We start from the raw sequence: 24,747 nt of genomic DNA, 5'->3' as shown, positions 1-24,747 counted from the left end.
GCCAGCGCTGAGTAATCGCCTTGCGACGCGTATAGAAACGCACGCCATCCGGCCCGTAGGCATGCAAATCGCCAAACAACGACCGCTTCCAGCCGCCAAAGCTGTGGTAAGCGACCGGCACTGGCAGCGGGACATTGACCCCGACCATGCCCACTTCAATCTCATCGCAGAACAACCGTGCAGCTTCGCCATCACGGGTGAAGATGCACGTGCCGTTGCCATACTCGTGATCGTTGATCAATTGCATGGCCTGCTCGAGGCTGTCCACGCGCACGATGCACAGCACCGGCCCGAAGATCTCTTCTTTATAGATACGCATCTGTGGTGTCACGCGATCAAACAGACACCCGCCCATAAAGAAACCCGCCTCGTGCCCGGCAACCTGAAGATTGCGGCCATCCACAACCAGCGTAGCGCCCGACTGCACACCGTCTTCTATATAGCCGCTGACTTTGTCGCGATGCTGCCCGGTCACCAGCGGCCCCATGTCCAGGCCGCAGGTCGTGCCGGCACCGATCTTCAGGCTCTGGATTTGCGGAACCAGTTTGGCCACCAGCGCATCGGCGATCTGATCACCCACACAGACTGCGACCGAAATTGCCATGCAGCGCTCACCGCAAGAACCGTAGGCGGCCCCCATCAACGCACTGACCGCGTTATCGAGGTCAGCATCCGGCATCAGCACCGCGTGGTTCTTGGCACCACCCAGCGCCTGCACGCGTTTTCCTCGTGCCGCGCCTTCCTTATAGATGTACTCGGCAATCGGCGTTGAACCCACGAAACTCAGCGCTTTGACTTCTGGCGCTTCGATCAGCGCATCCACCGCCACCTTGTCGCCATGCACCACGTTGAGTATGCCCTTGGGCAATCCGGCTTCATGCAGCAATTCGGCGATCAACAGCGTAGAGCTCGGATCACGCTCGGATGGCTTGAGAATGAAGCAGTTACCGCATGCAATGGCCAGCGGGTACATCCAAAGCGGCACCATGGCCGGAAAGTTGAACGGCGTTATGCCCGCAACAATGCCCAACGGCTGGAAGTCCGACCACGCGTCGATGTTCGGCCCCACGTTACGACTGTATTCACCCTTGAGCACTTCCGGCGCAGCGCAGGCGTACTCCACGTTTTCGATACCGCGCTTCAGCTCACCCGCCGCATCTTCCAGCGTCTTGCCATGTTCTTCGCTGATCAACTGCGCGATACGCGCTTCGTTTTGTTCCAGTAATTGCTTGAAGCGAAACATCACTTGGGCGCGTTTGGCAGGTGGTGTGTTGCGCCAGGCCGGGAAGGCTGATTTGGCCGAGTCGATGGCTTGCTGAACGGTTTCACGGCTGGCCAGTGCAACCTGATGAATGACCTGCCCGGTCGAAGGATTGAACACATCTGCTGTGCGATCGTTACCGGATACGAACTCGCCGTGGATCAGGTGCTGAATGCTGCTCATGAAAAAGCTCCAAAAAACTGCGTCAGGCGCGAATGACTCCGTGCCCGCGGTTGAAAAAGTGACCTATATAAGAAGAAGCGCTGGCAGCACCATCAGTCGATCAGGTTCAGCGTCTCACCAACCGCATCGAACAGACGGTCCAGGTCCTGTGCCTGACTGTTAAACATTGGGCCGAACTGCAGGGTGTCGCCGCCGAAGCGCACGTAGAAGCCAGCCTTCCACAGCTTCATGCCTGCTTCGAACGGACGCACAATGGCATCGCCATCACGCGGAGCGATCTGGATGGCACCGGCCAATCCGTAATTGCGGATATCAACGACGTTCTTCGCCCCTTTGATGCCATGCAATACGTTTTCGAAATGCGGCGCGATTTCCGCTGCCTGTTGCACCAGATTCTCACGCTGCAACAGTTCCAGCGCTGCCAGCCCTGCTGCGCAGGCCACCGGGTGCGCCGAGTAGGTGTAACCGTGCGGAAACTCAACGGCGTATTCCGGCGTCGGCTGATTCATGAAGGTCTGATAAATCTCGCTGCTGGCAATCACCGCGCCCATCGGAATCGCGCCATTGGTGATCTGCTTGGCGATGCACATCAGGTCCGGGGTCACACCGAAGCTGTCGGCACCGAACATCGACCCGGTACGACCAAACCCGGTAATGACTTCGTCGAAGATCAGCAGGATGTTGTGCTGATCGCAAATTTCACGCAGTCGCTTGAGGTAGCCTTGTGGCGGGACGATGACCCCCGCCGAGCCCGCCATCGGCTCGACAATGACTGCCGCGATGTTCGACGCGTCATGCAGCTCAATCAGCTTGAGCATTTCGTCGGCCAGTGCGATACCGCCTGCCTCAGGCATGCCCTTGGAGAACGCATTGCTGGCCAGCAAGGTGTGCGGCAGATGGTCGACATCCATCAATTGACCGAACATCTTGCGGTTGCCATTCACTCCACCCAGGCTGGTGCCAGCCACGTTGACGCCATGGTAACCACGCGCACGGCCGATCATCTTGGTCTTGGTCGCCTGCCCTTTCAGGCGCCAGTAGGCGCGCACCATCTTCACGGCCGTGTCGGCGCACTCGGAGCCGGAGTTGGTATAGAAGACGTGATTGAGGTTGCCGGGGGTCAGATCGGTGATCTTTTCCGCTAACCGAAACGAAGCAGGATGCCCGAACTGGAAGCCCGGCGAGTAATCGAGCACACCCAACTGCCGTGAAACAGCCTCTTGAATTTCCTTGCGTGTGTGCCCGGCACCGCAGGTCCACAGGCCGGACAGCCCGTCGTAGATCTTGCGCCCCTTGTCGTCGGTCAGATAGCAGCCGCTTGCCGCAACGACCATGCGCGGATCACGCTGGAAATTGCGGTTCGCTGTGTAGGGCATCCAGTGGGCATCAAGTTTCAACTGGCTGGTGACGGGCAGATCGGACGCTTCGAACATATTCATGGGAGCAGGCCTCGCAGGCGCTTGAGCGAACAGTGATTGCAGCCAAGTTGCCATGCGACTAAGGTTCGTAAAACCTGATTTTCCTGATCTTTAGTTAGGTAACCACTAAACAATGAGTATCCGTCGCCCCGATCCCTTGGCGCAGGTCAGCGACTTTGATATTCGCTTGCTGCGTATTTTCAAAAGCGTCGTTGAAGCGGGCGGTTTTTCGGCCGCAGAAAGCGTGCTTGGTATCGGTCGATCAGCCATCAGTCAGCAGATGAGTGACCTGGAACAGCGTCTCGGCTTGCGCCTCTGTCAACGCGGCAGGGCCGGTTTTTCGTTGACTGACGAAGGGCGCGAGGTTTACCAGTCCTCCCTGCAATTGCTCAGTGCCCTGGAAAGTTTCAGGACCGAGGTCAACGGCCTGCACCAGAATCTGCGCGGCGAGTTGAACATCGGCCTGACCGACAACCTCGTCACCCTCCCCCACATGCGTATTACCCATGCATTGTCGCGCCTCAAAGAGCGCGGTCCCGGCGTGCACATCAATATCCGCATGAGCGCTCCCGCTGAAGTCGAGCAAGGCGTGCTGGACGGCGGGCTGCATGTCGGCGTCGTGCCACAGGCCAGCGCATTGCCAGGGCTGGAATATCACGCGCTGTACAGCGAGCGCTCGCTGCTCTACTGCGCGGTGGGTCATCCCCTGTTCTATGCCGAAAATGCGGGCCTGAGTGATGAACGTCTAGCCGGGCAGGACGCCATCGCCCCGACCTTTCGCTTGCCCAAAGACATTCAGGCTCACTATCAGGCGCTCACTTGCACCGCCAGCGCCTCCGACCGGGAGGGCATTGCGTTTCTGATCCTGACGGGCCGCTACATCGGCTACCTGCCGGATCATTACGCCAACGCCTGGGTGCAGGAAGGCAGGTTGCGCGCGCTGAAACCCGAATCGAAATTCTATGACCTCGATCTGGTCACCGTTACACGCAAGGGCCGGCGCCCTCATTTGGTGCTTGAGAGCTTTCTGGAAGCACTCGCTGCTACCCGCTGACACACTGCTGCATGGCAAATGCTCAACAGGCCCACTTCATGAAGCTCCTCGAAAGGGCTATCAGGCTGATATATCTGGCAATAAACAAGCTCACGACGAAATAACCTGAGCAGGTGGACAGTTTTTTGCAGGTGTTCCGGATAACGCCACGCCAGTACATGGCACTTCCCATTCCGAGACTTCGCCATGCAGCCTGAAAGCGTTGAGAATTCTGAAAACAATGACCTGATCTACGGCCTGAACGACCGCCCCAAACCACTGACGGCCCTATTGGCAGCGCTGCAACACGTCCTTGCCAGCTTCGTCGGCATCATCACCCCGCCGCTGATTATCGGCTCGACGCTCGGATTGACCGAATACTTGCCCTACCTGATCAGCATGGCCCTGATGGTGTCGGGTACCGGTACGTTCATTCAGGCACGCCGACCGTTCGGTATCGGCGCCGGAATGATCTGCCTGCAAGGCACCAGCTTCGCCTTCTTGGGTGCGGTGTTGTCAGCAGGTTTTCTGGTCAAGCAGCGTGGCGGCAGCCCGGAAGACATCATGGCGATGATCTTCGGCGTGTGCTTTTTCGGCGCGTTGGTGCAGATCGTTCTGAGTCGCTGCATCGGCCAGTTGCGGCGCGTCATCACACCACTGGTGACCGGTATCGTGATCACCCTGATCGGGGTGAGCCTGATCAAGGTCGGCGTCACCGACCTGGGTGGCGGCTTCAACGCAGCGGATTTCGGCGCGCCGTTGAACCTTGCACTGGGTGTGTTCGTACTGGCGGTGATCATCGTGCTCAACCGCTCCAATACACCGTCGGTGCGCTTGTCGGCGATCATCATCGGCCTGGCCATCGGCAGCCTGGCCGCGTGGTTCAGCGGCAAGCTGGTTCCTCAACCCATTCACGATCTGCCGTTGATCAGCGTGCCGGTGCCATTCAGATTCGGTTTCAGTTTTGACTGGACCGCCTTCCTGCCGGTCGCGCTGATTTATCTGATCAGCAGCATCGAAACAGTCGGCGACCTCACCGCCAATTGCATGCTGGCGCGTCAGCCGATCAGCGGCCCGGGTTATCTCGCACGCCTCAAGGGCGGCGTGCTGGGCGATGGGGTGAGCTGCATGATTGCCGCTACGTTCAGCGCGTTTCCCAACACCACGTTTGCGCAGAACAATGGCGTGATCCAGCTGACCGGCGTCGCCAGCCGCTATGTCGGCCTGTACATCGGCGCGGTGCTGTTCATCCTCGGCCTGTTCCCGCATATCGGCGCTATCGTCCAGCAGATTCCCAAGCCGGTACTGGGCGGTGCAACGCTGGTGATGTTCGGCAGCGTGGCGGCGGCAGGCGTACGAATTCTGGCCCAGTCGCCACTGGACCGACGCAGCATGCTGATCATCGCAACCTCGTTCGGCGTCGGTTTGGGCATTGCGGCGCAGCCTGCACTGCTGCATCTCATGCCCAGACTGGTGCAGAACCTGTTCGACTCGGCCATCACCAGCGGCGGCATTACCGCCATCGTCATGTGCCTGCTGATCCCTGAAAGCAACGTCAGCGTCACCCAGGCTGATCCGCTCAACGAACCCAATCCCCTTGAGCAACCACGATAACTGTCGACAGTCGCACCAGCGCTTGCCGGATGGCCGCCGGTGCGCTATCTGTTCACCTGTTGTGCCCCCACGACCTGCCCGGAATTGCCCATGACACTTGAAGTCCCAGCGCACGGCGCTCACGTCACCAAGCCCGCAAGCCGTATTCGTCAGAAGAACGAGGAAGCGATTATCCAGGCAGCCGAAGATGAATTCGCCCGCCACGGCTTCAAGGGCACCAGCATGAACACCATTGCGCTGAAAGCCGGGCTGCCGAAAGCCAACCTGCATTATTACTTCACCAACAAGCTTGGTCTGTATGTCGCGGTGCTGAGCAACATCATCGATTTGTGGGACAGCACCTTCAACCACCTCAGCGTCGATGACGATCCGGCCGAGGCACTCACACGTTACATTCGCGCCAAGATGGAATTCTCGCGTCGCCAGCCTCAGGCCTCGCGGATCTTCGCCATGGAGATCATCAGCGGTGGCGAATGCATGAGTGAATATTTCAGTCAGGATTACCGCCTCTGGTTTCAGGGGCGAGCAGCGGTTTTTCAGGCCTGGATCGATGCGGGCAAGATGGACCCGGTCGACCCGGTGCACTTGATCTTCCTGCTGTGGGGCAGCACTCAGCATTACGCCGACTTCGCGACCCAGATCTGTCGCGTGACCGGGCGCAGTCGCCTGACGCGTCAGGATATGGATCAGGCCAGCGACAATCTGATCCGGATCATCCTCAAAGGTTGTGGGCTGACGCCGCCAGCCTTGTAGAATCTGTACCTTGCCGCCAGCAAGGACACCTGAATGCCTTTTACCCTCGTCGGCCCTTGCGAGTTTCGAGAAGAAATTCGCAAGAGCCGCTTCATCACTCTCGCCGCTCCCATCGCCAGCCCGGCAGACGCGCAAGCGTTCATCGAGCAGCACAGCGACCTGAACGCGACCCACAATTGCTGGGCCTGGAAGCTGGGCGGCCAATACCGCAGCAATGACGATGGCGAACCGGGCGGCACCGCAGGCAGACCGATTCTGGCAGCCATCGAAGCGCAGGAATTCGATCAGGTCGTGGTCCTGGTGATTCGCTGGTATGGCGGCATTCAGTTGGGCACCGGCGGCCTGGCGCGCGCATACGGTGGCGGTGCCAACAAGTGTTTGCAGCAGGCCGAACGCTTGCCGTTGATTCAGCGCTCATCGTTCAATCTGGAATGCAGCTTCAGTGAGCTGGCCCTGGTCAAGGTGCGGCTGGCAGAGCTGAACGGCTTGGTGGAAAGCGAGGATTTCACCGCCAATGGTGTCCAGATGGCGATTGCCATCGGCCCTGAGCATCTCGACACATTACAACGCCAATTAGCCGACCTGAGTCGTGGAAGGATCCTTTTGCACAGCGTCGTGGATGACTGAACGCACCTTTTGGCGGCCTTTCGACAATTGCCCACATCTACTGTGCATCCGGTTGTGGATAACCTGAGCACACTCCACTGCACGCCTTGCCGGACGGGCGTTTCAAGCGAATGATCATTTTTTGTACAATCCGCCGGATAAATACCAAAAGCGGCGTAAAAACAGGCTGTTAGCGCGCTTTAGAACCGTTGGGAGCTAACCCGACTGGCGTTATTCCCCCCTTTCGAGCTTGCGCACATTAACGGTGGAACAACCTGTGGATAACAGGTGCAAGGGTGCCGTGACCACTGGCCGTGCCGCTGTCGACGGCGACTGTGCGTTTCTTGCTCAAATCAATGAGCCATAATCGACGCCTCGCCCCATCAGCGCGCCCCGAACTGGTGCTGAACTGGCAGCTTCTGAAGGTCGAGACACTCAAAGTCCCCCTATTAACACCCGATTCATTGCGGCTCGCCTGAATCCTGACTCATTGGCCAGGATTTTGCTTTATGCACAGGCGAACCACTTCTGCCTCAGAGCCTTTCATGCCAAACCACGCGATACCCGCGCGCCTCCAGCTGCGCCATATCACCAAGCAGTATCCGGGCTGCCTGGCCAACGACGCGGTCGACCTGACTATCCAGCCCGGCGAGATTCATGCGTTGCTGGGCGAAAACGGCGCGGGCAAAAGCACGCTGATGAAGATCATCTATGGCGTCACTCAGCCGGATGCCGGGTCGATCATCTGGCAAGGCCAGGCGCAGGTCATGCGCAACCCGGCGCAAGCCCGAAGCCTGGGCATCGGCATGGTGTTCCAGCATTTCTCGCTGTTCGAAACCTTGAGTGTCGCGCAGAACATCGCCCTGGCCATGGGTGCAGCGGCTGGCACACCGAAACAACTTGAGCCGCGCATTCGTGAAGTGTCGCAGCGTTACGGCATGGCCGTGGAGCCTCAACGTCTGGTCCACAGCCTGTCGATTGGCGAGCGGCAGAAAGTCGAAATCATTCGCTGCCTGATGCAGGACATCCGCCTGCTGATTCTCGATGAGCCCACATCGGTGCTCACGCCCCAGGAAGCCGAAGAGCTGTTCGTCACCCTCAGGCACCTGGCCGAAGAAGGCTGCAGCATTCTGTTTATCAGCCACAAACTGGGCGAGGTTCGGGCCTTGTGTCACAGCGCAACCGTGCTGCGCAACGGCAAAGTCTCCGGGCACTGCATTCCGGCTGAGTGCTCTGATCTGACACTGGCGCGGATGATGGTCGGTGATGCTGAAGGCCTGACCGCGCACTATGAGAAAGTCAGCGGCAGCGCACCGTTTCTGCGCGTCGACAGGCTGTCCTGGCACAACCCCGACCCGTTTGGTTGCTCACTGAAAAATCTGAGCCTGGAAGTGCGCAGCGGCGAGATCGTCGGCATCGCAGGCGTGGCGGGCAATGGTCAGGATGAACTGCTTGCGCTGCTGAGCGGCGAACAGCCGCTCGCGCACGCGCAAGCGGCTGCCCTACATTTCGCAGAGGCGCCGGTCGGGCATTTGCGCCCTGATGCACGCCGCAAACGCGGCCTGGCCTTTGTTCCGGCCGAGCGGCTCGGGCACGGTGCCGTGCCGGAATTGAGCCTGGCTGATAACGCGCTGCTCACCGCGTTCCAGCAAGGGCTGGTGAGCAACGGCCTGATTCAGCGTGGCAAGGTTCGCGCGCTGGCCGACGAAATCATTCGCCGCTTTGCGGTCAAGACGCCCGATGCTCAAGCCCCGGCGCGCAGCCTGTCGGGCGGCAACCTGCAGAAATTCATTCTCGGCCGGGAAATCCTGCAAAACCCGAAACTGCTGATTGCCGCGCACCCGACCTGGGGCGTGGATGTCGGTGCCGCAGCAGCGATTCACCGGGCACTGATCGCCTTGCGTGATGCAGGCGCAGCGATTCTGGTGATTTCCGAAGATCTGGACGAGTTGTTCCAGATCAGCGACCGCCTCGCGGCTCTAAGCGGCGGCCAGCTTTCCGACCTGATCCCCACCGGGCAGACCAGCACCGTGCAGATAGGCGGCTGGATGGCAGGACAATTCGATCATTCTCACACTCAGGCCCACACGCCGGGTTAACGGAGCAAAACATGCTGCTTTCTCTGGAACCGCGCGGCCAGCAATCGCGCGCCATGCTGTGGTGCTCCCCGTTGCTGGCCGCCGTCCTGACACTGGTGTGCGGCTCACTGCTGTTCATCGGTCTCGGCCTGGACCCATGGGTGACGCTGCATACCTTGCTGATCGCACCGGTCAGCGATTGGTACGGCCTGTCGGAATTGATGGTCAAGACCCTGCCGATCCTGCTCTGCGCGCTGGGCTTGGCGGTCGCCTATCAGGCACGTATCTGGAACATCGGTGCCGAAGGCCAGTTGCTGCTCGGCGCGCTGGCAGGCAGCGCTGTGGCGGTGAATATCATCGAAATGGAGAGCCGCTGGGCACTGGTCATGGTGCTGCTGGCCGGGACCCTGGCTGGCGCGGCATGGGCAGGCGTCACGGCGTGGCTGCGCACGCATTTCAACGCTAACGAAATCCTCACCAGCATCATGCTCAATTACATCGCGCTCAACCTGCTGTTGTATTTCGTGCATGGGCCACTCAAAGACCCGGCGGGCATGAACTTCCCGGAGTCCGCGACCTTCGGCGACGCCAGCCGTCTGCCGCTGTTGATGGAAGATGGCCGCGCGCACATCGGCGTGTACTTCGCGCTGCTGGCACTGGTGGCGGTCTGGGTTTTGCTGCAACGCAGTTTTATCGGCTTTCAGATCAAAGTGCTGGGCCTGGACAAGCGCGCAGCCGGGTTCGTCGGTTTCCGTGAGAAGCAACTGGTGTGGCTGGCGCTGTTGATCAGCGGCGGTCTGGCCGGGCTGGCGGGCGTGTCGGAAGTCACCGGCCCTATCGGCCAACTGGTGCCGCAGGTCTCGCCGGGTTACGGCTATGCCGCAATTACCGTGGCGTTTCTCGGTCGCCTGAACCCCATCGGCATCCTGTTCTCCAGCCTGCTGATCGCCCTGCTCTATCTGGGCGGAGAAAGCGCGCAGATGACTTTGAACCTGCCTTTGGCAATCACTCAGTTGTTTCAGGGCATGATGCTGTTCTTCCTGCTCGCCTGTGACGTGCTGATTCTCTACCGCCCACGCTTGAAACAACGCTGGGCCAAGCGCCAGATGACACCCGTCACAGGAGCCGCATGATGGATATCGACCTGCTGAGCAATATTTTCTACGCCATGGTGCGTTGCGGCACGCCTCTGCTGTTGGTCGCACTGGGCGAACTGATTTGCGAGAAGAGCGGCGTCATCAACCTGGGTCAGGAAGGCATGATGCTGTTTGGCGCGGTGATCGGTTTCATTATCGCGTTGAGCACCGGCAATCTCTGGCTGGGCGTGCTGCTGGCAATGCTGGCGGGCATGCTGTTGTCGGCACTGTTTGCGGTGGTGGCGCTGGTGTTCAATGCCAATCAGGTGGCGACCGGGCTGGCGCTGACCATTTTCGGAGTCGGCCTTTCAAGCTTCGTCGGCGCGGCCTGGGTCGGCAAGCCGCTCAGTGGTTTCGAGCCGGTTGCGATTCCTTTCCTCAGCGATATCCCGCTCATCGGCCGCATGCTGTTTGCGCAGGATCTTCTGGTGTACCTGTCGTTTGCGCTGTTTGCTCTGGTGGCATGGGCACTGCTGAAAAGCCGCGTCGGGCTGATCATCCAGGCTGTTGGCGAAAACCCGGACGCCGCCAGCGCCATGGGCCTGCCGGTGTTGCGGGTGCGTACACTGGCAGTGCTGTTCGGCGGCGCGATGGCCGGGCTGGCCGGTGCTTACCTGTCTTTGGCGTACACGCCGATGTGGGCAGAAAACATGAGCGCCGGACGCGGCTGGATTGCCCTGGCCCTGGTGGTATTCGCCAGCTGGCGCGTCTGGCGCCTGCTGCTCGGTGCCTACCTGTTCGGCCTCGCCAGCATCCTGCATCTGGTCGCGCAAGGCATCGGCCTGGCAATCCCTTCCAACCTGCTGGCGATGCTGCCTTATGTGGCAACCATCATCGTCCTCGTCCTGCTCTCCCGCGACGCCCTGCGCACCCGGCTGTATGCGCCGGTGTCGCTGGGCCAGCCTTGGCGGGCGGGGCATTGATGGGGAGGATCTGAAATGTGACGAGGGCGGTAGCCTCACTCGCCAAGATCATGCCGAACACGAACGATGATGGAAGAGGTAGACGCTGATTTGGCAGAGGCGACAGCGTGCTGTGTTATCCAAACACAGCTTGTTGCCAATGTTCCTCGCTCACGATGGCAATAGGCACTCCCGCCTCCCTTAGTTCTACAGCCTTTTTGATCTTTAGACCGTAGCTGCTATGCAGCCATTGGTCATTCCCCAGGCTTCCAACGATCAGGAAGCTGGTTTTTTTTGTGAGCCCGCTACAAATCTGGCCACCTCGCTCAAGGACGAGTTCTTCGCAATGCTTTCTGGGCCCATACGCCATTGTTCCGGTGAACATGAAAAGACGGTCGTTCCAGTCAAGCACCGGTGCCGGATTATTGAGCGGTAACGTGCCCGGCATTGAAAACCCGTCAGAAGAGAGACTTTGGCCTCCACCAAACTGCTTAAGCAGGCTGAATAGCTCAACGGACTCCTCTGCATCAAGCACATCGTCACTCAGCATATTTTCCAGTCGGCGATAGAGGAGATTGACGACAGGATCTTCAAGATGGGTAAGGTTTCCCTCAACCCATTCTTTGAGAAAAACGGCCTCCGCTTGATTGATTGAGCCATCTGCGCAAAGTCCTGCACTTATTCCAATCAAAGCGTCCACGGATCGTCTGTCTATGCGTGCCTGATTAAAAAAGCGACTGTTCTGAAACTCCTGATGCAAGTCGACCATCAATTTTTTCTCCTGGCTTATCTGCCTCAGCAGCCTTGTTGAGGTATTTAGATCGATCCGACGTGAACGTCACGACAATTTTCGTCAATGAACACACGAGCTGATATTTTTTTGTACGGTCAATATTCAGATCCTCACCTCTCAGCCCCTGCCATTGGGCCAAGTACTTAAAAGATCCAAATTTTTTACGCAATTTCATGTCTCTGGAAACTCCGCCTTTCCATGCAAGAATCGGCAGCTCGTTTTCCAAACATTTTTTGGCCAAGTCTTGCGAAGTGACTGCGAGCTCACGTCCGTTTTCCCAGCACTGGATTATGCCCTCGTCCTCCGCGTCCCATACCTGAGCATGCATTAGCTCAACTCTTGGTGGCGCATCATTTTTACGAAAGAGACGAGTCATAATCCGGACTCCTGCAGATCACTGACTGGTGGAAAATCTGTTCCGTACCGAAGATAAGCAATGACAGCACTCTGCGTCGTTTCCAGAATCCGATCATTTATAAGGCTTGATTGAGTTTCATTGAGACGGTAAAGCGTCACCAGCGCATAGCCATCCTTTCCTTTAGAGGCGCTAGATATCTGTATCCCGCGTAGATCAGTTTTCAGCGCTGCGTTCCAGTCACTGGCTGCAAGTGGGGTATTAAAGATAAGTGACCGGCTAGACAAACGTACTCCATCGTCACTCAGCAGGTGGTTATAACCTTTGACCCCTCCCTTCTCCTTAGGAAGAAGACTGTAGCCAAGGGCAGAAGCATGAACACGGTGTACAGCAAAATGCCAACCACGCAGGAAATCTCCGTCATAGAAGTCGTCGTGAGATATCCACACGTGCCTGGTTTTCTTCGGTGAATGGTTAGAACAATCTTTGGGTGCTGGCTTCGACATCAGCCTCTCCATGGCTTGTATGATCCGTGCTTGTACCGGTGGAAACAGATGATGTCAATATGGCTTCTGAGAACCGCTAACTGGCCAGAGCTGCACTGCAGCCCAGATCAATTCAACCACCATAAATCCGATTAACAGGCTACTCGCGCCATGGGCCAGTGCATGAGCTTGCCATGTTGCAAACAGCAATCGACCCGCTGCGTCGTAGCGTCCAAAAACCGGCTGCGGGTCGCGGATTCGCAGCACAGCCCACACGCAGACAATCGAGCCCAGCAGATTCGCCATCAGCGTTTGCATCGGTGCGAATGCGGGTAGGTCCCCAGGTAGATTCAAGTGTTGGCTCAATGCCGTCAGAGCACTGTGCAATGCTGCAAAACTCCACGGGGTCACAAAGGCGCCAGTGACGATCAAGTCATACCAGGCGCTAGACCGGACCACTCGACGATATTGCTTGGCACTCCACATGAACATGCTTCCTGTTTGATTAAGATTCCAACAGGCTAAAGGCTGGAGTACGCTCCAGGGTCAAGCATTCCAAGGACTGGTTATTTATGCGTATCGGTGAGCTGGCCAAAGCTGCAGCCGTCAGTCGCGACACGTTACGTTTTTATGAGCAACGCGGACTGATCGTCGCGCAACGCGGCGCAAACGGTTATCGCCACTACCCAGCGGAGACGTTACAGCTAGTGCAGTTCATCAAAGTGGCGCAACGGTTGGGTTTCACCCTGAACGAAGTGGGCAACAACGTTGCCGAATTGTGGAAGGCTCCAGCACCGGACGTTGCGATCGCCTTATTGCTTCAGGAAAAGCTGGCGCTTATTGATGCCCGAATTGCTGAACTCAGTGAGCTACGTAGCGAACTGCATCAGCGTTTGGGTCAGCGATGCCCGTTGCAGCATTGACTACCTCTTATTAAAACTGCCAAGGAATCATTCATGACCACTACCAAAAAAACCGCCCTCATCATCGGCGCCTCTCGCGGTTTGGGGCTTGGGCTGGTGCAGCGTTTGACCGAGCAGGGCTGGCAGGTCACTGCTACCGTTCGTGACCCGCAGAACGCCGAGAATCTAAGGGCCGTCGAGGGTGTTCGAATTGAAGCCGTGGACCTGGACGAAACCGCTTCGCTTGAGGTGCTGGTGCAGAAGCTCAAGGGCGAGGTCTTTGACGTGCTGTTCGTCAATGCCGGGATCAGCGGTGCGGAACATCAAAGTGCTGCGAAATCGACCGCTGCCGAGCTGGGTCAGTTGTTCCTGACCAATGCGGTCGCGCCGATTCGGCTGGCTGAACGCTTTGTCGCGCACATCCGTCCTGAAACCGGCGTTCTGGCATTCATGAGTTCGTGGCTGGGCAGCGTCACCTGCCCGGATGGCGCGAACCTGGCGCTGTACAAGGCCAGCAAGGCAGCACTCAATTCGATGACCAACACCTTTGTCAGTCAGCTGGACGAGAAACGCCCGACTGTACTGTCGATGCATCCGGGTTGGGTCAAGACTGATATGGGCGGCGAAAACGCAGCCATTGACGTGCTGACCAGCACCACCGGGCTTGTGGAACAGCTCAATGCCTATGCAGGCAAAGGTGGGCATCACTTCATCGATTATCAGGGCAAGACCATTGCCTGGTAACGGACAGTGTTGATCAAGCACCGATCACCCCGATAGACTTGCAAACCTTGCCGGGGCGCTGTACGCCCTGGCAACCCTGGATCAGCAGACAGGGCATCACTGAGCTGGCTAACCCTGAACCCTTTTCAGAGGAGCCGGCCCATGCCCGCGATCCGTATCTGGTTGAAAAATCCCCTTGCTGTGTTCACCGCCAATGACCTGGACGCCCGTGGCGGTCTGGTCATTGAGGGCGGTGTCATCACTGAGGTGCTGGCCGCCGGTCAGCACCCATCCTTGCCCTGCGCCCAGACGTTCGATGCTCGCGAGCATGTGTTGCTGCCGGGGCTGATCAATACCCACCATCACTTTTATCAAACCCTGACGCGTGCCTGGGCACCGGTGGTCAATCAGCCGCTGTTCCCGTGGCTCAAGACCCTGTACCCGGTGTGGGCGCGCCTGACACCGGACAAGCTCGCCGTTGCCAGCAAGGTCGCGTTGGCGGAGCTGTTGTTGTCGGGCTGCACGACGGCTGCCGATCATCACTACCTGTTTCCAAACGGGCTGGAGCACGCCATCGATGTGCAGGTGCAGAGTGTGCGTGAGCTCGGCATGCGCGCCATGCTGACCCGTGGTTCCATGAGCCTGGGCGAAGCGGATGGCGGGTTGCCGCCGCAGCAGACGGTGCAACAGGGCGAGGTGATTCTGGCGGACAGCCAGCGCCTGATCGAGACGTATCACGAGCGCGGCGACGGCGCGCAGATTCAGGTCGCGCTGGCGCCTTGCTCGCCGTTTTCGGTGACGCCGCAGATCATGGCCGAGAGCGCTGCGATGGCAGAAAAGCTCGATGTGCGCCTGCACACGCATCTGGCCGAAACCCTGGATGAAGAAGACTTCTGCCTGCAGCGCTTTGGCCTGCGCACGGTTGACTATCTGGACAGCGTCGGCTGGCTCGGCCCACGTACCTGGCTGGCCCACGGCATCCATTTCAACCCCGATGAAATCGCCCGCCTTGGCGCAGCGGGCACCGGAGTCTGCCACTGCCCCAGCTCGAACATGCGCCTGGCTTCGGGTATTTGCCCGACCCTGGACCTGATCGCTGCCGGCGCGCCGCTCGGGCTTGGGGTAGACGGCTCGGCGTCCAACGATGCATCGAACATGATCCTCGAAGCACGACAGGCACTTTACCTGCAACGCCTGCGCTACGGCGCCGAGAAAATCACCCCGCAACGGGTACTCGGCTGGGCGACCAAGGGTTCAGCACATTTGCTGGGGCGCACTGATATTGGAGAGCTGGCCGTGAGCAAACAGGCTGATCTGGCGTTGTTCAAGCTGGACGAACTGCGCTTCTCCGGCAGCCATGATCCACTGTCCGCACTGCTGCTGTGCGGCGCAGATCGTGCGGACCGGGTGATGATTGCAGGGCAATGGCGAGTGATCGACGGGCAGGTCGAAGGGCTCGATATCAAGAAGCTGATCGCCGATCACAGCCACGCGGCGCGGGAACTGATTCAGGGCTGAACCTGCACAAGGAAAATATCAACATCGTGCGACGCAGAGCGTGACTATCGTGCCAATGCTCCGCGTTGGCATGCATTGGGTGACGCTCCGCGTCACAAATCTGCAGCCTGGCGCGGTATCAAGCACAAAGGAGTCTCAGGCTTTGGTACGGCCTGTACTTCAGACCAGATTGAGTGATGCGCCATGGCTGCAATGTGACGCAGAGCGTCACGAAATGCATTACCACGCGGAGCGTGGGAACGATAAGCAAAGCACTATCGTGCGACGCTCCGCGTCGGCATGCCGTTCTGGACGCTCTGCGTCCTCTGCGACGCGGAGCGTGGAAGCGACAGGCGATGAGCGCTACAGCCTCAAAGCCCCAGGCACGACAGCATGATGAACGTCGCGAACAGCACGAAGTGGGTCATGCCTTCGATGGCGTTGGTTTCGCCGTCGTTGAGGTTGATGGCGGACACCAGCAGGGTGATGAAGATCATTACGGTCTGCACCGGGGTCATGGCCATCTGGAACGGCTGGCCGCTGTAAAGCGCCATTGCTTCCATGACCGGAACGGTCAGAATCACGGTGGACAGCGATGCACCCAAGGCGATATTGACCACCGACTGCATGCGGTTGGCGAGGGCTGCACGCAAGGCGGTCAGGATCTCCGGCGCTGCGGAAATGGCGGCGACCAGAATCGCGGTCATCACCGGCGGCGCACCCGTGCCCTCCAGGCCGAGGTCAACGGTCTTGGACATCACTTCAGCCAGCGCACCGATAACCACAACGCCGACTACCAGGGTGCCAATCGAACGAGGCAGATTGACCGCTTCTGCATGTTCCTCAGTCTGATCCGAGCCCTGGCGCTTTTTCTTCTCCGGGTAGCTGTAGCTGAAAAAGTAACTGTGCGGCCCGACCTGCATGCGCAGGAACAAGGTGTAGAGCAGAATCATCGCGCCAATGGTGAACGCCGAATAGATCTTCCAGTCACCCTTGGGAATGAATTCGGGCACGACCATGGAAACGCCCATGGCGGTCAGAATCATCACGCTGTAGGTACGTGCCGAATCATCGTTGTAAGACTGCTCGCCATGCTTGATGCCGCCCATCAGCGCGGCCAGGCCAAGAATGCCGTTGATGTCGAGCATGACAGCCGAGTAAATCGTATCGCGCACCAGCGTCGGCGACGGCTCGTTGCTCATCATGATTGCCAGAATCACCACCTCGACCAGCACGGCCGACAGCGTGAGGATCATCGTGCCGTAGGGGTCACCGACTTTTTCCGCGAGCATCTCGGCATGATGGGCGACGCGCATCGAGGCGCAGACGATGAAGCCGACCAGCGCCAGCCCTGAGACCAGTGCAACGACCTGGCCATTGCCCAGCAGCACGTGCTCCAGTGGGTAGGCGACGAACATGGCAATGATTGCCAGCAGCAGAAACTTTTCTTGCTTGAGCAATGCGCCCATTTTTTATTCCCCAAACCTTGCGACATCGCCGCGGATGTACATGAAGGTGGCCAACAGTGAAGCGTCTCAGAGTAGCTTGTGTGACAAAAGGTTTCATAAAATAGCCCGAATGAGAACTGCACCCACGCGTAAATGACTTTTGATCCCGTCGCCACGATGTGAAATAGTGCCCGCCGTTTTCTTCGCGGCCTTTATGGCACGCCTGTTTTTCACGATTCTGCCTCTGTTAGAAAGGACATTCGCCATGCGTGCTTTTCGACTTCCGCATCTAGTGGCTTGCGGCCTGCTGACCTTGCTGGCGACCACCGCCCAGGCCGCGCCCATCGACATCAATGACGGCCAGCACAACGTCCATCTGCCAGACACCCCCAAGCGCGTGGTGGTCCTGGAGTTTTCGTTTCTCGACGGACTGGCTTCGGTGGGCGTGACGCCGGTCGGTGCTGCCGACGACGGTGATGCCAGTCGCGTGCTGCCCAAGGTGCGCAAAGCCGTGGGCGAATGGCAGTCAGTGGGGCTGCGCTCGCAACCCAACATCGAAGTGATTGCGCGGCTCAAGCCGGACCTGATCATTGCTGACCTAGGCCGTCATCAAGCGCTGTACAACGACCTGGCCAGCCTGGCGCCGACGCTGATGCTGCCGTCACGCGGCGAGGACTATCAGGGCAGCCTGAAATCCGCCGAACTGATCGGCAAGGCGCTGGGCAAGGGTCCGCAGATGCAGGCACGTATCGCGGAAAACAAACAGCACCTGAAGACCGTCGCCGAGCAGATTCCGACCCATACCAAGGTGCTGTTCGGGGTTGCCCGTGAAGACAGCTTCTCGGTGCATGGTCCGCACTCTTACGCTGGCAGCGTGTTGCAGGCCATCGGCTTGCAGGTGCCGGAAGTGCGCAAAGAGGCTGCGCCGACCGAGTTCGCCAGCCTGGAGCAACTGCTGGCGCTGGACCCTGCCTGGCTGCTGATCGGCCATTATCGTCGCCCGAGCATTGTTGACAGCTGGAGCAAGCAGCCGCTGTGGCAGGTGCTTGGCGCGGTACGTAATAACCAGGTGGCCGAAGTCGATGGTGACAGCTGGGCGCGCAATCGCGGGATCATGGCGTCCGAGCAGATCGCCGACGACGCGCTGGCCGTGCTCAAGGGCGGCAAGGCCGTGTTGAACCCTTAAATGCGCCGCTGGCTGATGGCAGGCGTCATCACGGTGACCTGTCTGGGACTGTTCTGGGTGTCGCTGTTCGCACTGTCATCGTTCAGCATCCGCCAGGTCGACGCCTGGAACGGGCTGTTCACCCAGGGTCGCGAGGGCGGCAACATTGCCTACATCGTCGCGCAGTTGCGAGTGCCGCGCGCCTTATGCGCCGCGCTGGTCGGCGCGTGTCTTGGTGTTGCCGGAGCGTTGATGCAAGGCATCACCCGTAATCGTCTGGCCTCGCCTTCCCTGTTCGGCGTTACCGCAGGCGCGGCACTGGGGCTGGCGCTGTTTTCCACCGGTCTGGTCGCCCTGCCCTTCCCCGGCGGCGCACTGCTGATGACCTGCCTCGGCGGTACGCTGGCGTGGATTACGGTGTTCAGCCTTGGCGGTGCATGGTCACCCGCCACCTCCCAAGGGCGACTGGTGCTGGCAGGCGTTGCCGTCGCAGCACTGTGCGCGGCACTGACCCGCCTCACGGTGATTCTTGTCGAAGCCCAGGCGCAAAGCGTCCTTAACTGGCTGGCCGGTTCACTGGCCAATGTCGGTGCCGAACAATTGCAACTGCTCTGGCCCTGCACGCTGATCGGCCTGGTGTTGGCGATTGCCTGTGCGCCGCGCCTGAATCTGATCAACCTCGGCGAAGACGCTGCCCGCTCGCTGGGCGTGCGCATCGGTGCCCTGCGGCTGCTGGTGTTCGTGGTCAGCCTGCTGCTGGTCGGAGCCAGTGTCTGTGCCGTCGGGCCGATTGGCTTTGTCGGCCTGATCGCGCCGAACATTGCCCGCCAATGGCTGGGCAATGACTATCGCTGGCTGATCCCGATCAGCGCCGGGCTGGGCGCGGCCATCGTCCTGGCCTCTGACCTGATCAGCCGCGCCGTGGCATTCCCGGTGGAGACCCCGGCCGGCGTGGTCACCGCATTGATCGGCGCGCCATTCTTTCTGTTTCTGGCAAGGCGCGCACTATGAGTCAGCCCCGCTCACGGCTGTTATTGCTGATCACCCTGCTCGCGCTGGCCCTGCTGTTGAGCCTCAGCGCGGGCACTGTCTGGCTGACACCCGGTGCAGTGCTCGATCACCTGATCGCCCACGACAGCAAGGATTTTGAGGTCTGGAACCACCGCCTGCCACGCGGCTTGATCGCAATTATAACGGGCTGCGCATTCGGCCTGGCAGGTGCCATCGTGCAAGGCGTGATTCGTAACCCGCTGGCCTCGCCGGAAATCCTTGGCGTGACCCAGGGCGCAGGGCTGGCGTTGACCATTGCGATCATCGGCCTGCCGCAATTACCAGTGGCCGCGCTGCCGTTCGTGGCCTGTCTGGGCGGCGCGGCCGGCGCACTGCTACTGGCGCTGTACAACACCGGCGTGCAGTTTTCCGGCGTGCGTTTTGCGCTGTCCGGGGTGGCGATCGCGGTCACGCTGTCGAGCATCACCGAATTCCTGATTCTGGCCAATCCGCTGGACATCAACACTGCCCTGCTGGCGCTGACCGGCAGTTTGTGGAGCCGCAACTGGCACCATGTGTTGCTGGCCACGCCGCTGCTGTTGCTGATCCCGCTCAGCCTGCTGCTTGCCAAGCCATTGAACCTGATCGGCCTTGGCGATGAGGCGGCGCAAAGCCTGGGCACCGGCCTCAAACGTACTCGCTGGCTGGCAATGGGCAGTGCTGTGCTGCTGACCAGTCTTGGCGTAGGCATCATCGGGCCAGTCAGTTTCGTCGGTCTGGTTGCGCCGCACATGGCTCGCCGCTTGGTGGGTGGGCATCATCAATACCTGCTGCCTGCGTCCATGGTGTTGGGCGCATTACTGCTGGTGCTAGCCGATACGCTGGGCCGCACGCTGATCGCCCCCAGTGAAATTCCAGCCGGGATTCTCACCGCCGTGATCGGTGCTCCGTATTTTCTCTGGCTGCTAGCCCGATTCAAAGGTTGAACCCATGAGCATTCTGAAGGCACAGCAACTCGATATCGGCTACGGCACCACCCGCATCGTGCAGGACCTGTCGTTCAGCCCGCCAGCGGGACAGGTTACGGCTCTGATCGGGCCTAACGGCTGCGGCAAATCCACGTTGCTCAAGGCCTTTGCACGCATTCTCACGCCGCAATCGGGCAGCCTGAGCCTGGACGGCAAAGCTTACAGCCAGCTGTCGGCCAGAGAACTGGCCTGCAAAGTGGCTTTTTTGCCGCAAGTGCTGCCGATTCCCGAAGGGGTCAGCGTGCGCCAACTGGTGGCGTATGGACGCAGCCCGCATAACAGTTTGTGGGGACGCTTGAGCGGGGCCGATCAACACAGTGTCGATCAAGCCATGCAGCGCATGGAATTGGACATGCTGGCCGAGCGCCCGCTGTCCGATCTGTCCGGCGGGCAGCGCCAGCGCGCATGGCTGGCGATGATCCTTGCGCAAGACGCGGCCATCGTCCTGCTCGACGAACCGACAACCTACCTGGACATCAGCCATCAGGTCGAACTGCTGGACCTGATGCGCGAACTCAGTGCCGAAGGCAAAACGGTGATCACCGTGCTGCACGATATCAATCAGGCCTGCCGCTACGCCGACCATCTGGCCGTGATGCAGGGCGGGCGTCTGGTGACCTGCGGCGCACCCGGCGATGTACTGACCGCCGAGCTGGTGTGCCAGGTGTTCGATGTACAGGTGCAGATCATGCGCGAGCCGGTGGCTGGCACGCCGATGTGCATTGTCGAGCGCAGCACGCGCTGCACCAGTTAGCGGCGCAGCCCACCGCTGCCTGCACCTTCCCGCTGCACTTCGGCTATACGCAACACTGCTCTTGATTCTGGCCGAAGACCGTAGGAGCGACCGGGGCGGCGATCCGCATTGTTCGCGAAAGGGTCGCCGTATTCTCCGAAAATGCATCGTCTGCACTGCCTCCTTCGCGGACAAGTCCGCTCCTGCCCACGCACTATTGCTACAGGGTGAAGCAAGCCAGCATCGTAAGTTGTCCTGTTGGTCAGTTATTTGCATTACAGGGTTATGCACTCCAACAAGACCGCAAGGAGCTAGACCCGATGCACCTGACCAACCCACGTCGTCCCCTGAAAAAACTGCTGTGCGCCATGGCCGCTGTTGTCGGCATCGGTTCCAGCCTGCTCGCCTCGGCAGCCGATCCGCTGAAAGTCGGATTCGTCTATATCGGCCCTATCGGCGACCACGGCTGGACCTATCAGCACGAGCAGGGCCGCCAGGCGATGGTCAAGGCGCTGGGTGACAAGGTCAGCAGCAGCTACGTGGAGAACGTGCCGGAAGGCGCGGATGCCGAGCGGGTTATCCGCAACATGGCCAAGGGTGGCTACGACCTGATTTTCAGCACCTCCTTCGGTTACATGAACCCGACCCTGAAAGTCGCCAAGCAATTTCCAAAAGTGAAATTCGAGCACGCGACCGGCTACAAGCAGGACAAGAACATGGGCACTTATCTGGCCCGCACCTACGAAGGCCGCTATGTCAGCGGTTACATCGCGGCGAAAATGACCAAGACCAAGAAGATCGGTTACGTCGCCTCGTTCCCGATCCCTGAAGTGCTGCGCGACATCGACGCCATCCAGCTGGCGCTAAACAAATACAACCCGGGCACCGAGATCAAAGTGGTATGGGTCAACTCGTGGTTCGATCCGGGCAAGGAAGCCGACGCCGCCAACGCACTGATCGACCAGGGCGTGGACGTGATATTCCAGCACACTGACAGCCCGGCACCGATCCAGACGGCCGAACGTCGTGGCGTCTATGCCGTAGGTTATGCCTCGGACATGGCGCACTTCGGGCCGAAAGCGGTACTGGCCTCGATCGTCAACAACTGGGGCCCGCATTACATTCAGGCAGCCGAGGGCGCCATCGCCGGCACCTGGAAGCCTCAGGATTACTGGGGTGGCCTGAAAGAAGGCACCGTCGAGTTGCCGATCAGCGACGTGGTGCCTGCGGATGTGAAGGCTGAGGCACAGAAGATCATCGCCAGCATCGAAAGCGGCGAATTTCACCCCTTCACCGGCCCGATCAAGGACCAGAACGGCACAATCAAGATTGCTGACGGCGTGGTCGCGACCAACGCCGAGCTGGCGTCGATGAACTACTACGTTGAAGGCATCAAGGCCGAACTGCCTAAATAACCGGGTGGCGTCTCGTGCCCGCTGCGGCGGGCACGATCATCGATACTGAACACCACAGAATTTCCAGGACCGGTTAATGGACCAGCTTCCCGTCATCGACATCAGCCCGCTTTACGGCGCAGATACCCAGGCGTGGCAGGCTGTCGCCACGCAGATCGACAGTGCCTGCCGTGAGTGGGGCTTTTTCTACATCAAAGGTCACCCGATCAGCGCCGAACGCATCCAACAGGTGCAATCCGCAGCCAAGGGCTTCTTCGCACAGGGTGCCGCCGAAAAGCTCAGCATCGATATCACCCAGAGCACGCACCATCGCGGTTACGGCGCGATTGCCACCGAGCAACTGGACCCCAGCCTGCCGAGCGACCTGAAAGAAACCTTCGACATGGGCCTGCATATGGATGCCAATCATCCCGACGTGCTGGCCGGCAAACCGCTGCGCGGCCCCAATCGGCATCCGCACATTCCCGGCTGGGAAAGCCTGATGGAGCAGCATTACCTGGACATGCAGGCGCTGGCGCAAACCCTGCTGCGCGCCATGACGCTGGCGCTGGGCATCGAGCGCGATTTTTTTGATCAGCGCTTCAAGGACCCGGTCAGCGTACTGCGCATGATTCACTATCCGCCGCGCCACACGGCCACTTCAAGCGAGCAACAGGGCGCCGGCGCGCACACCGATTACGGCTGCATCACCTTGTTGTATCAGGACACGGCGGGCGGTTTGCAGGTGCGCGATGTACGCGGCGAATGGATCGACGCGCCGCCAGTCGAGGGCACTTTCGTGGTCAACCTTGGGGATATGATGGCGCGCTGGAGCAACGACCGTTACCTGTCCACGCCGCACCGGGTCATCAGCCCGCTGGGCGTTGATCGCTATTCGATGCCGTTCTTCGCCGAGCCGCATCCAGACACCCGCATCGAATGCCTGCCGGGCTGTCAGAGCGAAACTCATCCGGCCCGCTACCCTGTAACAACCTGCGCCGAATTTCTGCTTTCGCGCTTCGCCGACACTTACGCTTATCGTCGCGAACAGGAGGCAAGTTGAACGTTCGGTCAGGTTTTACCCTGCGCAGCGGCGTGCATCTGTAGAATGCCCGCGATCTGCACCTGATGAGAAAAGAATATGTACGACTGGTTGAACGCCCTGCCCAAGGCAGAACTGCACTTGCACCTCGAAGGCTCGCTGGAACCCGAGCTGCTGTTCGCCCTGGCCGAGCGCAACAAAATCGCCCTGCCGTGGAATGACGTCGAAGCCCTGCGCAAAGCCTATGCCTTCAACAATCTGCAGGAATTCCTTGATCTGTACTACCGCGGCGCAGACGTGTTGCGCACCGAGCAGGACTTCTACGACCTGACCTGGGCTTACTTGCTGCGCTGCAAGGAACAGAATGTTATCCACACCGAACCGTTCTTTGATCCGCAAACCCACACTGACCGTGGCATTCCGTTTGAAGTGGTGCTGGCGGGGATTACCGGCGCGCTGAAAGACGGTAAGTCGAAGCTGGGTGTCGACAGCGGTTTGATCCTGAGCTTTCTGCGCCACCTGTCCCAGGAAGAAGCCGAAAAGACCCTCGACCAGGCGCTGCCGTTTCGTGATGCGTTCGTGGCCGTTGGCCTCGACAGCTCGGAAATGGGCCACCCGCCGAGCAAGTTCCAGCGCGTGTTTGACCGGGCGCGCAACGAAGGTTTCCTGACCGTGGCGCATGCGGGCGAAGAAGGCCCGCCGGAATACATCTGGGAAGCACTCGACCTGCTGAAAATCCAGCGCATCGACCATGGCGTGCGGGCTATCGAAGACGAGCGGCTGATGCAGCGCATCATCGACGAACAGATCCCGCTGACCGTCTGCCCGTTGTCCAACACCAAGCTGTGCGTGTTCGATGACATGGCCAAACACAACATCCTCGACATGCTGGAACGCGGCGTGAAAGTCACCGTGAACTCGGACGACCCGGCCTACTTCGGTGGTTACGTGACCGAGAACTTCCACGCGCTGTATACGCACCTGGGCATGACCCAGGACCAGGCCAGCCGCCTGGCGCAAAACAGCCTGGATGCACGACTGATCAAGCCCTAGACAGTCATTTGAGGAGGCTACACCTATCGTTCCTCACGCTCCGTGCAGGAATGCCTTGCGCGACGCTCTGCGTCGCAAGAGGACGCAGAGCGTCCAGACCTGCATGCCAACGCGTATTGGCACGATAGTGATGGAGCAGGCTACACCTGCCGCTC

The 24,747-nt window shown here is 59.6% G+C and carries 24 protein-coding genes (1 of these 24 running past the window's edge); 17 read left to right on the top strand and 7 right to left on the bottom strand.

All coding sequences use genetic code 11. The annotated features are described in order from the left end of the window. A protein-coding gene (locus I9H07_RS03365) for a CoA-acylating methylmalonate-semialdehyde dehydrogenase (RefSeq protein ID WP_058824947.1) crosses the window boundary here: on the bottom strand, positions 1 to 1,444 show its 5' portion. It extends 50 nt beyond the left edge of the window; 1,444 of the gene's 1,494 nt are visible here — the first part of the coding sequence; the start codon lies at positions 1,442 to 1,444; the stop codon falls past the left edge of the window. Between the two features lie 92 nt (positions 1,445 to 1,536). Continuing rightward, the gene (locus I9H07_RS03360) at positions 1,537 to 2,883 is read right to left on the bottom strand and encodes an aspartate aminotransferase family protein (protein ID WP_236425546.1); all 1,347 of its coding nucleotides are present in this window, start codon (positions 2,881 to 2,883) and stop codon (positions 1,537 to 1,539) included. A 112-nt stretch (positions 2,884 to 2,995) separates the two neighbouring features. Here I9H07_RS03360 and I9H07_RS03355 point away from each other — a divergent pair, with 112 nt between their 5' ends. The 7 genes from I9H07_RS03355 (at position 2,996) to I9H07_RS03325 (ending at position 11,005) form a co-directional block, all read left to right on the top strand. Continuing rightward, on the top strand, positions 2,996 to 3,916 hold the full coding sequence (locus I9H07_RS03355) for a LysR family transcriptional regulator (protein ID WP_024672238.1): 921 nt from the start codon (positions 2,996 to 2,998) through the stop codon (positions 3,914 to 3,916). A 186-nt stretch (positions 3,917 to 4,102) separates the two neighbouring features. Continuing rightward, the gene (locus I9H07_RS03350; RefSeq protein WP_024672239.1) at positions 4,103 to 5,509 is read left to right on the top strand and encodes a uracil-xanthine permease family protein; all 1,407 of its coding nucleotides are present in this window, start codon (positions 4,103 to 4,105) and stop codon (positions 5,507 to 5,509) included. A 90-nt stretch (positions 5,510 to 5,599) separates the two neighbouring features. After that, positions 5,600 to 6,262, top strand: coding sequence for a TetR/AcrR family transcriptional regulator (locus I9H07_RS03345; protein ID WP_236425545.1), 663 nt, complete (start codon positions 5,600 to 5,602; stop codon positions 6,260 to 6,262). Positions 6,263 to 6,295: 33 nt separating this feature from the next. Then, complete coding sequence (locus tag I9H07_RS03340) at positions 6,296 to 6,889, top strand: IMPACT family protein (protein WP_236425544.1); 594 nt, start codon at positions 6,296 to 6,298, stop codon at positions 6,887 to 6,889. Between the two features lie 524 nt (positions 6,890 to 7,413). Continuing rightward, positions 7,414 to 8,967 (top strand): ABC transporter ATP-binding protein, encoded by a 1,554-nt coding sequence (locus I9H07_RS03335; RefSeq protein ID WP_236425543.1) that lies wholly within the window; start codon positions 7,414 to 7,416, stop codon positions 8,965 to 8,967. 11 nt (positions 8,968 to 8,978) lie between these two features. Beyond that, positions 8,979 to 10,079, top strand: a complete 1,101-nt coding sequence (locus I9H07_RS03330; protein WP_024672243.1) for an ABC transporter permease — start codon at positions 8,979 to 8,981, stop codon at positions 10,077 to 10,079. Next, the gene (locus I9H07_RS03325) at positions 10,079 to 11,005 is read left to right on the top strand and encodes an ABC transporter permease (RefSeq protein WP_024672244.1); all 927 of its coding nucleotides are present in this window, start codon (positions 10,079 to 10,081) and stop codon (positions 11,003 to 11,005) included. Before I9H07_RS03330 ends, I9H07_RS03325 begins: the two co-directional genes overlap by 1 nt. A 115-nt stretch (positions 11,006 to 11,120) precedes the next feature. Here I9H07_RS03325 and I9H07_RS03320 read toward each other — a convergent pair whose 3' ends face one another. The 4 genes from I9H07_RS03320 to I9H07_RS03305 are packed head-to-tail and all read right to left on the bottom strand — an operon-like array spanning position 11,121 to position 13,103. Next, positions 11,121 to 11,753 carry a BRCT domain-containing protein gene (locus I9H07_RS03320; RefSeq protein WP_058824942.1) on the bottom strand — a complete coding sequence of 211 codons (633 nt, stop codon included), beginning with the start codon at positions 11,751 to 11,753 and terminating at the stop codon, positions 11,121 to 11,123. Continuing rightward, entirely contained in the window at positions 11,710 to 12,156 is a 447-nt protein-coding gene (locus I9H07_RS03315; RefSeq protein WP_419178548.1) for a hypothetical protein, read from the bottom strand. The genes I9H07_RS03320 and I9H07_RS03315 overlap by 44 nt, the downstream gene beginning before the upstream one ends. Beyond that, positions 12,150 to 12,638: a hypothetical protein gene (locus tag I9H07_RS03310; RefSeq protein ID WP_152998532.1), complete on the bottom strand. Its 489-nt coding sequence runs from the start codon at positions 12,636 to 12,638 to the stop codon at positions 12,150 to 12,152. The genes I9H07_RS03315 and I9H07_RS03310 overlap by 7 nt, the downstream gene beginning before the upstream one ends. 54 nt (positions 12,639 to 12,692) lie before the next feature. Continuing rightward, complete coding sequence (locus I9H07_RS03305; RefSeq protein ID WP_058824941.1) at positions 12,693 to 13,103, bottom strand: hypothetical protein; 411 nt, start codon at positions 13,101 to 13,103, stop codon at positions 12,693 to 12,695. Between the two features lie 86 nt (positions 13,104 to 13,189). Here I9H07_RS03305 and I9H07_RS03300 point away from each other — a divergent pair, with 86 nt between their 5' ends. From I9H07_RS03300 to I9H07_RS03290, 3 genes are all read left to right on the top strand, one after another. Beyond that, positions 13,190 to 13,540, top strand: coding sequence for a MerR family transcriptional regulator (locus I9H07_RS03300; protein ID WP_058824940.1), 351 nt, complete (start codon positions 13,190 to 13,192; stop codon positions 13,538 to 13,540). 33 nt (positions 13,541 to 13,573) lie between these two features. After that, positions 13,574 to 14,263 carry an SDR family oxidoreductase gene (locus I9H07_RS03295; RefSeq protein WP_236425542.1) on the top strand — a complete coding sequence of 230 codons (690 nt, stop codon included), beginning with the start codon at positions 13,574 to 13,576 and terminating at the stop codon, positions 14,261 to 14,263. A gap of 141 nt (positions 14,264 to 14,404) precedes the next feature. Continuing rightward, positions 14,405 to 15,760, top strand: coding sequence for an 8-oxoguanine deaminase (locus I9H07_RS03290; RefSeq protein ID WP_236427039.1), 1,356 nt, complete (start codon positions 14,405 to 14,407; stop codon positions 15,758 to 15,760). Positions 15,761 to 16,110: 350 nt separating this feature from the next. Here I9H07_RS03290 and I9H07_RS03285 read toward each other — a convergent pair whose 3' ends face one another. Next, positions 16,111 to 17,208, bottom strand: coding sequence for a calcium:proton antiporter (locus I9H07_RS03285; RefSeq protein ID WP_236425109.1), 1,098 nt, complete (start codon positions 17,206 to 17,208; stop codon positions 16,111 to 16,113). Between the two features lie 244 nt (positions 17,209 to 17,452). Here I9H07_RS03285 and I9H07_RS03280 point away from each other — a divergent pair, with 244 nt between their 5' ends. The 7 genes from I9H07_RS03280 to I9H07_RS03250 all read left to right on the top strand — a co-directional run bounded on the left by I9H07_RS03280 (position 17,453) and on the right by I9H07_RS03250 (position 24,592). Further along, on the top strand, positions 17,453 to 18,373 hold the full coding sequence (locus I9H07_RS03280; RefSeq protein ID WP_236425110.1) for a Fe(3+) dicitrate ABC transporter substrate-binding protein FecB: 921 nt from the start codon (positions 17,453 to 17,455) through the stop codon (positions 18,371 to 18,373). Next, positions 18,374 to 19,363, top strand: coding sequence for an iron-dicitrate ABC transporter permease FecC (gene fecC, locus I9H07_RS03275; RefSeq protein ID WP_236425111.1), 990 nt, complete (start codon positions 18,374 to 18,376; stop codon positions 19,361 to 19,363). Continuing rightward, positions 19,360 to 20,328 (top strand): iron chelate uptake ABC transporter family permease subunit, encoded by a 969-nt coding sequence (locus I9H07_RS03270; protein ID WP_236425112.1) that lies wholly within the window; start codon positions 19,360 to 19,362, stop codon positions 20,326 to 20,328. The genes fecC and I9H07_RS03270 overlap by 4 nt, the downstream gene beginning before the upstream one ends. 4 nt (positions 20,329 to 20,332) lie before the next feature. Beyond that, entirely contained in the window at positions 20,333 to 21,124 is a 792-nt protein-coding gene (fecE, locus tag I9H07_RS03265; RefSeq protein WP_058391101.1) for a Fe(3+) dicitrate ABC transporter ATP-binding protein FecE, read from the top strand. Positions 21,125 to 21,423: 299 nt separating this feature from the next. Further along, positions 21,424 to 22,518 carry a BMP family ABC transporter substrate-binding protein gene (locus tag I9H07_RS03260; RefSeq protein WP_236425113.1) on the top strand — a complete coding sequence of 365 codons (1,095 nt, stop codon included), beginning with the start codon at positions 21,424 to 21,426 and terminating at the stop codon, positions 22,516 to 22,518. A 76-nt stretch (positions 22,519 to 22,594) separates the two neighbouring features. Continuing rightward, positions 22,595 to 23,560 (top strand): 2-oxoglutarate and iron-dependent oxygenase domain-containing protein, encoded by a 966-nt coding sequence (locus I9H07_RS03255; RefSeq protein ID WP_058824935.1) that lies wholly within the window; start codon positions 22,595 to 22,597, stop codon positions 23,558 to 23,560. Positions 23,561 to 23,638: 78 nt separating this feature from the next. After that, positions 23,639 to 24,592 (top strand): adenosine deaminase, encoded by a 954-nt coding sequence (locus I9H07_RS03250; protein WP_058391103.1) that lies wholly within the window; start codon positions 23,639 to 23,641, stop codon positions 24,590 to 24,592. Positions 24,593 to 24,747 lie beyond the last annotated feature (155 nt).

It is taken from the genome of Pseudomonas syringae (assembly GCF_023278085.1).
Lineage (GTDB): Bacteria > Pseudomonadota > Gammaproteobacteria > Pseudomonadales > Pseudomonadaceae > Aquipseudomonas > Aquipseudomonas syringae_Q.
Note: the sequence above shows the minus strand (reverse complement) of the source record. Positions and strands in the feature narration are given on the sequence as shown.

What these genes read in the sequence shown, in the direction of transcription:
- I9H07_RS03260 (WP_236425113.1), top strand. Translation starts at nt 21,424, where the DNA reads ATGCACCTGACCAACCCACGTCGTCCCCTGAAAAAACTGCTGTGCGCC.
- fecE (WP_058391101.1), top strand. Translation starts at nt 20,333, where the DNA reads ATGAGCATTCTGAAGGCACAGCAACTCGATATCGGCTACGGCACCACC.
- I9H07_RS03310 (WP_152998532.1), bottom strand. Translation starts at nt 12,638, where the DNA reads ATGTCGAAGCCAGCACCCAAAGATTGTTCTAACCATTCACCGAAGAAA.
- I9H07_RS03330 (WP_024672243.1), top strand. Translation starts at nt 8,979, where the DNA reads ATGCTGCTTTCTCTGGAACCGCGCGGCCAGCAATCGCGCGCCATGCTG.
- I9H07_RS03255 (WP_058824935.1), top strand. Translation starts at nt 22,595, where the DNA reads ATGGACCAGCTTCCCGTCATCGACATCAGCCCGCTTTACGGCGCAGAT.
- I9H07_RS03335 (WP_236425543.1), top strand. Translation starts at nt 7,414, where the DNA reads ATGCCAAACCACGCGATACCCGCGCGCCTCCAGCTGCGCCATATCACC.
- I9H07_RS03270 (WP_236425112.1), top strand. Translation starts at nt 19,360, where the DNA reads ATGAGTCAGCCCCGCTCACGGCTGTTATTGCTGATCACCCTGCTCGCG.
- I9H07_RS03360 (WP_236425546.1), bottom strand. Translation starts at nt 2,883, where the DNA reads ATGAATATGTTCGAAGCGTCCGATCTGCCCGTCACCAGCCAGTTGAAA.
- I9H07_RS03285 (WP_236425109.1), bottom strand. Translation starts at nt 17,208, where the DNA reads ATGGGCGCATTGCTCAAGCAAGAAAAGTTTCTGCTGCTGGCAATCATT.
- I9H07_RS03280 (WP_236425110.1), top strand. Translation starts at nt 17,453, where the DNA reads ATGCGTGCTTTTCGACTTCCGCATCTAGTGGCTTGCGGCCTGCTGACC.
- I9H07_RS03340 (WP_236425544.1), top strand. Translation starts at nt 6,296, where the DNA reads ATGCCTTTTACCCTCGTCGGCCCTTGCGAGTTTCGAGAAGAAATTCGC.
- I9H07_RS03305 (WP_058824941.1), bottom strand. Translation starts at nt 13,103, where the DNA reads ATGTGGAGTGCCAAGCAATATCGTCGAGTGGTCCGGTCTAGCGCCTGG.
- I9H07_RS03300 (WP_058824940.1), top strand. Translation starts at nt 13,190, where the DNA reads ATGCGTATCGGTGAGCTGGCCAAAGCTGCAGCCGTCAGTCGCGACACG.
- I9H07_RS03350 (WP_024672239.1), top strand. Translation starts at nt 4,103, where the DNA reads ATGCAGCCTGAAAGCGTTGAGAATTCTGAAAACAATGACCTGATCTAC.
- fecC (WP_236425111.1), top strand. Translation starts at nt 18,374, where the DNA reads ATGCGCCGCTGGCTGATGGCAGGCGTCATCACGGTGACCTGTCTGGGA.
- I9H07_RS03290 (WP_236427039.1), top strand. Translation starts at nt 14,405, where the DNA reads ATGCCCGCGATCCGTATCTGGTTGAAAAATCCCCTTGCTGTGTTCACC.
- I9H07_RS03325 (WP_024672244.1), top strand. Translation starts at nt 10,079, where the DNA reads ATGGATATCGACCTGCTGAGCAATATTTTCTACGCCATGGTGCGTTGC.
- I9H07_RS03345 (WP_236425545.1), top strand. Translation starts at nt 5,600, where the DNA reads ATGACACTTGAAGTCCCAGCGCACGGCGCTCACGTCACCAAGCCCGCA.
- I9H07_RS03295 (WP_236425542.1), top strand. Translation starts at nt 13,574, where the DNA reads ATGACCACTACCAAAAAAACCGCCCTCATCATCGGCGCCTCTCGCGGT.
- I9H07_RS03250 (WP_058391103.1), top strand. Translation starts at nt 23,639, where the DNA reads ATGTACGACTGGTTGAACGCCCTGCCCAAGGCAGAACTGCACTTGCAC.
- I9H07_RS03320 (WP_058824942.1), bottom strand. Translation starts at nt 11,753, where the DNA reads ATGGTCGACTTGCATCAGGAGTTTCAGAACAGTCGCTTTTTTAATCAG.
- I9H07_RS03355 (WP_024672238.1), top strand. Translation starts at nt 2,996, where the DNA reads ATGAGTATCCGTCGCCCCGATCCCTTGGCGCAGGTCAGCGACTTTGAT.